The organism is Kribbella sp. NPDC004138 (assembly GCF_053603655.1).
Genome location: NZ_JBSGFZ010000047.1, coordinates 23654 through 30281 on the forward strand (window position 1 = coordinate 23654; position 6628 = coordinate 30281).

At 67.2% G+C, this 6628-nt stretch carries 7 protein-coding genes; 4 read left to right on the plus strand and 3 right to left on the minus strand.

Annotated elements, in window-relative coordinates:
- The first annotated feature begins 73 nt into the window (after positions 1–73).
- The gene (locus tag ACWEOO_RS40890; RefSeq protein ID WP_452147639.1) at positions 74–805 is read left to right on the plus strand and encodes a GNAT family N-acetyltransferase; all 732 of its coding nucleotides are present in this window, start codon (positions 74–76) and stop codon (positions 803–805) included.
- Between the two features lie 179 nt (positions 806–984).
- Here the strand turns inward: ACWEOO_RS40890 and ACWEOO_RS40895 are convergent, their stop codons facing one another.
- Positions 985–1620, minus strand: a complete 636-nt coding sequence (locus ACWEOO_RS40895) for a TetR/AcrR family transcriptional regulator (RefSeq protein WP_452147640.1) — start codon at positions 1618–1620, stop codon at positions 985–987.
- 124 nt (positions 1621–1744) lie between these two features.
- On the opposite strand from ACWEOO_RS40895, the gene ACWEOO_RS40900 reads away from it, so the two are divergent.
- Together ACWEOO_RS40900 and ACWEOO_RS40905 are read left to right on the plus strand one after the other, a co-directional pair.
- Positions 1745–2761: a GNAT family N-acetyltransferase gene (locus ACWEOO_RS40900; protein ID WP_452147641.1), complete on the plus strand. Its 1017-nt coding sequence runs from the start codon at positions 1745–1747 to the stop codon at positions 2759–2761.
- 72 nt (positions 2762–2833) lie between these two features.
- Complete coding sequence (locus ACWEOO_RS40905; protein WP_452147642.1) at positions 2834–3607, plus strand: SDR family NAD(P)-dependent oxidoreductase; 774 nt, start codon at positions 2834–2836, stop codon at positions 3605–3607.
- 195 nt (positions 3608–3802) lie between these two features.
- On the opposite strand, the gene ACWEOO_RS40910 is transcribed toward ACWEOO_RS40905, so the two are convergent.
- Together ACWEOO_RS40910 and ACWEOO_RS40915 are read right to left on the minus strand one after the other, a co-directional pair.
- Positions 3803–4480 (minus strand): sigma-70 family RNA polymerase sigma factor, encoded by a 678-nt coding sequence (locus ACWEOO_RS40910; protein ID WP_452147643.1) that lies wholly within the window; start codon positions 4478–4480, stop codon positions 3803–3805.
- Between the two features lie 197 nt (positions 4481–4677).
- A complete protein-coding gene (locus tag ACWEOO_RS40915; protein ID WP_452147644.1) occupies positions 4678–5007 on the minus strand; it encodes a hypothetical protein in 330 nt (109 codons plus the stop codon).
- Between the two features lie 520 nt (positions 5008–5527).
- Here ACWEOO_RS40915 and ACWEOO_RS40920 point away from each other — a divergent pair.
- Positions 5528–6445 (plus strand): NADP-dependent oxidoreductase, encoded by a 918-nt coding sequence (locus tag ACWEOO_RS40920; protein ID WP_452147645.1) that lies wholly within the window; start codon positions 5528–5530, stop codon positions 6443–6445.
- Positions 6446–6628 lie beyond the last annotated feature (183 nt).

Sequence of the window (6628 nt, forward strand, 5' to 3'; positions counted from 1 at the left end):
GGACCCTGGTGACACAGACTCATCAGTGGACGATATAGTCCTCTACTGAGTACGAAGCAAGGAGGAAGTAGCGATGCGACCCGACGGAACGGGTTACCACCTCGCCGACGGCGAGTTGACGGCGCCCGCGATCGCACGGCCAGTCGACTTGAGTGTCACGGCGGGCCTGTTCGGTGGTGACGACCTGGATGTGGTGCTGGCCAGCTGGAGCAGCACAGGGACGAGTTGCCTGCGCTCACAGGACGGGCGGATGACCCAGCCGGTGCAGACGCAGCCGGTGATGCTCAACTCGCTTCCGAGCAGCGTGCGTATTCGAGTGCGCGCAGCAGCGCCACCCCTGGACGCCGACGGTGCCTGGCGGCTCGTTCTCCACTTCCGGGATCGGGCCGGATCGGGCCTCACCTGGCAGTCCGACCTACCTCCCGAAGCGTTCGGCGGGGGCTGGCTGGCTCCGCTGGCGGATCTGCTGACCATCGACGGCGCGGTTGCTGTTCCAGCTCCCGCACCCCGGCCGACAGTGGCCGTCGTCAACCACCCGGAAGACGAGTACTACGAGCTGCTCGTCGACGGCCACCAGGCTGGGCTGCTCGTGTACCACGTGATCGGCTCGAATCTGTCGATCACACATACCGTCGTGGAACCGACGTACCGCGGACAAGGACTCTCCTGGGTGCTGGTCGGCCGCGCTCTCGACGACATCCGCACGCGGGACGTGACGGTGTCGAACTACTGCGCGGTCGTCCGCCGCTTCGTCGAGAAGCATCCTGAGTACGACGACATCCTCAGCAGACCGCGGACGGCCTGACGCATGGCGTGGATCTAGGGCATGTCTGACAATCCAGCGCCTACTGCGGGGCACTCGGCACGGTATCTCGCCGCACGTGAGCAAAGGCCACGATGCGCCGCATCGAGACCTTCGCTCCCGCACGCCGAGCTACCGCACCGAGCACCTCCTCGCGACGGCGCTGGATTATCAGACATGCCCTAGGTGCCGGCCGACTTCGCGTGCGCTCGGACCGAGTCCATCGCGAGCTCGAGTGCGATACGCATCGGAGCGGGATCACGGGCCGCCTGGGCAAGGACGTAGCCGCCCTGGAGCGCGGCCATGATGCCCGTCGCCAGCGTCGCCGGGTCGGCGTCCTCGGACAGCGTGTCGTTGGCCTTCATGCGCTCGAGCGCGGCGGTCAGTAGGGAGATCCACGATGTCAGGTGCGCCTCGAGATCGATGCGCGCCGCCTCGTCCTGGTCGGAGAGCTCGGTCGACAGGGATCCGAGTTCGCAGCCCAGCGCTCCACGGCGTGCTGTGACCCGCTGGAGGATGGCCCTGCACCATCGGTCGAGCCCGTTCAACGAGTCGACCCTGCGGAGGTACTGCTCCTCGCGCTCGAGGACACGCCCGCCCCGCAGTGCGATCACCGCCTGGATCAAGGCGCTCTTGTCGCTGAAATGCCGATAGAACTGCGACTTGCTCGTGCCGCTCGCCGCGGTCACCTCGTCGAGCGTGGTCGCTGCGGCGCCTTTCAGAGACATCAGCTCATCAGCCGCGGCGACGATGCGGGCTCGCGTGGCCGCACCGCGGGCGGTCAGCCGGCGATCGAGCTCGTTCACAGTCTCGGGCACGCAATGAGCTTATCGGGACGGGGCAACGATTGCTGGCGCCGGACGGCGTAAGCACGCCTCCCCTCGCTGACACCAACCACTCGTGTGGAGCCGGCAGACCGCCGGCCGGTCGGCAGGAGGTCGCATGAGCGAGGTCAGTCGGGAGCTCTACGGCAGGGACAGCGTGACCGTGGTCGAGAATCACCAATCACGAAGGTACGAGTTACTCGTCGCGGGCACGATCGTAGGAACCCTCGACTTCCGCATCCTCGGCCGGCGACGCGTCCTGGGACACACCGAGATCGCAGCCGATCACCGTGGCCGCGGACTCGGCACCGAGCTGATCAAGGCGGTCCTCGACGACCTGATTTCCCAGGGCATCCGGGTCACGAACTACTGCCCCGCGGTCGACCGCTTCCTCCATGCCCAGCCGAAGTACCTCGTGGTGCTCGACCCGTCCCATCCATCGATGCATCCGCACTCCGCGCCGCTGCAGCAACTCGTGCATGCCCAGCACGCCAGGCTCAGAGAGCTCGCCGAACGCTCTCAGGATCCGGGCCTGGACGGATTCGAAAGGCGTCGCGTCACGGACCAGTTCGCCGCTGTCGCCGCACAGCACGCCGCCGCCGTCGCCGATGTCCTGCTGACCGCGGCCAGGACGCTGCCCGGTGATGACGCCGCCGTACTGCTCGACAACCTCAAACAGTTCGAACAGGCGCTTCGGGTACTCAAGGGCAGGGCGTACGGCGATGCGCGCTTCCTGGGCCTCAGTGCAGCCGAGACCTGGCGAGAGGCCCAACGGCTACTGGACGAGCACGAATCGACCGAGGTGCGGATCGTCTCCGGTCTCGAGCGACTCCATGGTGCCGACGGCGCTACAGATCTGGCCAGGACCTTGGCGAAACGGCAGTGGAGTTCGCCAACACGACCGCACCCGAACTCGCCGCATGCCGGAGTCGCCGGCCGACTGGCACACCAGCTGTGGCGTATCGCCGACTCGACCTGGGACGAGCTCGAAGGACGTGGGCTTCCGACCGAGCCGGCCGAGCACGCGAATCAGCATTCCGCCTTCTCCCACTATCTGTTCGGCACGCCCGACGACGCCCCTTCGATGTCCGAGGCCGACACAACTCACACTCATCAGGATCCCGGAAAGCAGTAAGGCAGACCCCCGATCGGCACACAAGCAGGGACATCCGGGCACTCCGGCCCGGCACGAATCGAGGGGAAACTCATGAACGGATACTTCGAAGACCGCAAGCTCATCGTGGTCGGCGGCAGCAGCGGCATGGGCCGGCAAACTGCTGCGGACGTTGTCGGGCAAGGGGGCAAGGCAGTCATCGTCGGGCGTCAGCAGGCGAAGGTCGACCAGACCGTCGCCGAGCTCGGCGAGAAGGGCGAGACCTGGGGCATCACCGCCGACCTGGCGGACCGCAAGCAGGTGGAGGACGTGCAGGAGCAACTCGCCGCGGAGCACGCCGACGCGACGCTGCTCGTCAACGCGGCCGGGTTCTTCGTCCCCGAAGGGTTCCTCGACTACAGCCAGGAGGACTACGACGCGTACCTGGAGCTGAGCCGAGCGACGTTCTTCCTGACCCAGACGGTGGTTCGCGGGATGAAGGCGAGCGGCTCCGGTGGTGCGATCGTCAACATCGGCAGCATGTGGGCCCATCAGGCCGTGGCGGCGACGCCGGCAACCGGCTACTCGATGGCGAAAGCCGGTCTGCACGCACTGACCCACAACCTGGCCATGGAGCTGGCGGCCGACGGCATTCGCGTCAATGCCGTTGCTCCCGCGGTGGTGGCCACGCCGTTGTACGAGGGCTTCATCCCGGCAGACCAGCTCGAGGAGACGGTGAAGGGATTCGACGCCTTCCACCCCCTGGGACGGGTCGGGACAGCCCAGGACATCGCGTCCGCGATCGTGTTCCTCCTTTCTCCGGAGGCCAGCTGGATCACCGGCGCGATCCTCAACGTCGACGGCGGCGTCATGGCCGGGCGCAACTGACGTCCGAGCAGCCGAACCCGGTCGCCGTGCGCCGCGACCAGCCCAAGACGCTGATCTTCTGGGGCCGGGGTGACCTCGTCTTCACCCCGGCCGGCGGCGAGGCGTACCTGCAGGACGTCGTCGAGGGATCACCAGCTTCTGCGACGCAACCGTCAAGTAGACCGGAAGGACATCCTCTCGATCGAAGGGGATTGGTCAGCCGAACTCGCAGTGTCGCTCGCGTCGTAGGTAGCCGGCGTCGACCAGCGCGGCACGCAATTTCCGGCGGGCGTCGAACATCAGCTTGTAGATCGCGTTCTGGGTCGCACCGAGCTGATCGGCGAGCACAGCTGTGGGCATCCCGTTCAGCACCAGAGCGACGAAAACCATGCGTTGCTTCGCTGTCAGGCTCTCGTCGACGGCTCGGTGTACGGCGGTCAGCAGGTCCCGGCTCTCGGCGTACGCCTCCGGGCCGATCCCCAACTGGGCCGGCAGGCGGTCCCAGTCCTCCTCGTCGAACGCGACACCGGCTCGCTGCCAGAAGTGCCGGTTGACCTTGGCCGCCACGTCGAAGATCACGAACTTGTACGCCCAGGTGGTGAACTTGCAGTCACCGCGGAAGGTCTCGATCTTGCCGCAGATCGCCAGCAGCGCGTCCGCCGCGGCCTGGTGCGCGAGGTCGTCCAGCTCCGGTCCGGCGAGGCGCAGCCTGGTCGCCCGCCGGCCGGCCTCCGCTCGCGCGGCGCGCAGCAGGATGTCGTACAGGCGCCGGCTCGCCAGCTCGCGCCGATCTCCCCCGCTGCTCAGGTCGCGAACCCAGGCGCAGTTCTCCAGGACCACGTCAGCGGAGACGACCCGCACCTGGGACGACGACTCGGAAGCTTGGCTCTTCATGGATCTCCGGCGGTCAGCGGAACACGGTGACCCCACAGGTGCGGCACGGCGGTGTGGCGCACCCCGGATCAGCAAGATGGACGATACCGTCCATTCATGACTCCGTCCAATCCGCCACAGGAGACGCATTTGGGCAACTCAGATGAGTTATAACTGGTCTATCTCGTCCCGTTTGCTAGAGGTACACCGGTGCCCGATCACGCGTAGCGGCCTTCGAACGTCACGCCGTCCTGGAGCCCGGTGAATCTGACTCCGGCGATCCGCGTGTCCTCGACGATCCAGCGAAGCGCATAGCAGGCCCGATAGCTCGGCGGCCAGAACGAGCAGAACCTGCCCTGGCCATCGACGTACCACTCCCCCGAACTGTCACGTCCTCGCTCGGTGTAGGTGGTTTGCCCGTCGATCGTGAAGATCTGGGTCGCACCGTCGGAGTAGACGAACCGACCGGCCGTCACCGCCTTCGGGATGTCAGCCACGGCAATCGCCGCGCCGTCGGTCGTGTCGAAGTCCTGCAGTCGGTCGCTCATCGCGCTCGGGCCTCCATGTCGAGTCTGTACGACTCCTTGGTGGCCGTCGATCCCCTCGTGCTTACGGATCGAGGTCGGATGTGTCGCCGTCTGGATCGTGGTTCTGTACGGCGGCCAGCAATCCGTCGGCGTCTTCTGCGCAGGCGCGACAGGCGGCCAAGTGCGACGCGAGCCCGGGGCAGCGCTCGGCGACGTCGACTCCGGCTGCGAGGAGCTCGGCATACAGGTGCAGAGCATCCCTCGACTCGTCACACCCGATGTCGCCTGGGTCTGTGGCGAGGAATCGCTCGAGTCCCTCCCGCCAGCCGGTCACTGTTCACCTCTAGCAGTTGATCCGAAAGCCTCGTTGTCGCCGATGTCCTGTCCGGATAACCGTTGGTGGTCGGCCCGCAACGGATCTTACGGCCTCGTTGCAGCCAATTGCCGGTCCTGGTGGTAAGACGGCGAGTATGCGGTGCCGCGAATGCTTACGAGCCGGCAGTGCTGTGCCGGCGAAGGACTGGATACGAGGAGGTGCCTGATGAGGGCAATCGTGGTGACGGACCAGGCAGCGGGACCAGCCGGCATGACGCTCGCGGAGCGGCCGGAGCCGGCAGCGGCGATCAACGACGTCGTCGTCGAGGTCCAGGCGTCGGGTTACGTCCCGACCGAGCTCGAGTGGCCCTCGACCTGGACAGATCGCGCCGGCCGTGACCGAGCACCGTCGATCCCCGGGCACGAGCTGGCGGGCGTGGTCACCGAGCTCGGCTACGGCACGACGGGTCTGTCGGTCGGTCAACGGGTGTTCGGCCTCGCGGACTGGCATCGCGACGGCACGCTGGCGGAGTACGTGGCGATCGAGGCACGCAACGTCGCGCCGCTCCCGGGTGACGTCGACTTCACCGTGGGCGCGAGCCTGCCCATCTCGGGACTGACGGCCTGGCAGGGCCTGCTCCAGCACGGCCGCCTCCAGTCGGGGCAGAGCGTCCTCGCCCACGGCGCGGCCGGTGCGGTCGGCACGATGGTGACGCAGCTCGCCCGCGAGTTCGGCGCGTACGTCATCGGCACCGGACGCGCCGCGGACCGTGACAAGGCACTCGACTTCGGTGCGCACGAGTTCGTCGACCTCGCCAACGACTCGCTGGACGACGTCGGGCCGGTCGATCTGGTGTTCGACGTCATCGGCGGAGACGTCCAGAAGAGCTCCGCGGCCCGGATCAAACCCGGTGGGACGCTGGTGACCGTCGTGGGCCCGCCCGAGGCGCGGCCGGCGGACGGCCTGGCGATCGACTTCGTCGTCGAGGCGGATCGGGGCCAGCTGACCGAGATCGTCCAGCGGGTTCGGGACGGGCGGCTGCGGACGAACATCGGCACCGTCGCGACGCTCGACGACGCGGTGACCACCTTCACCTCGACCGAACGGCTCAAGGGCAAGACGATCATCCGCCTTCGCCCGTAGCTGACCGGCGTCCGCGGCAGCGATGCTGAAGGACGGCCTCGATCGAGGTCGTCCTTCAGCATCCAGCCGGCACCGCAGGAGAGGCGGCGTCAGGGAGCGATCTCGAGCCTGCCGATGAGGCCGTCGACAAGGGTGAAACGGTAGATGATGTCGACCTCGCCACCGGGAAAGTCGCCCTCGAGG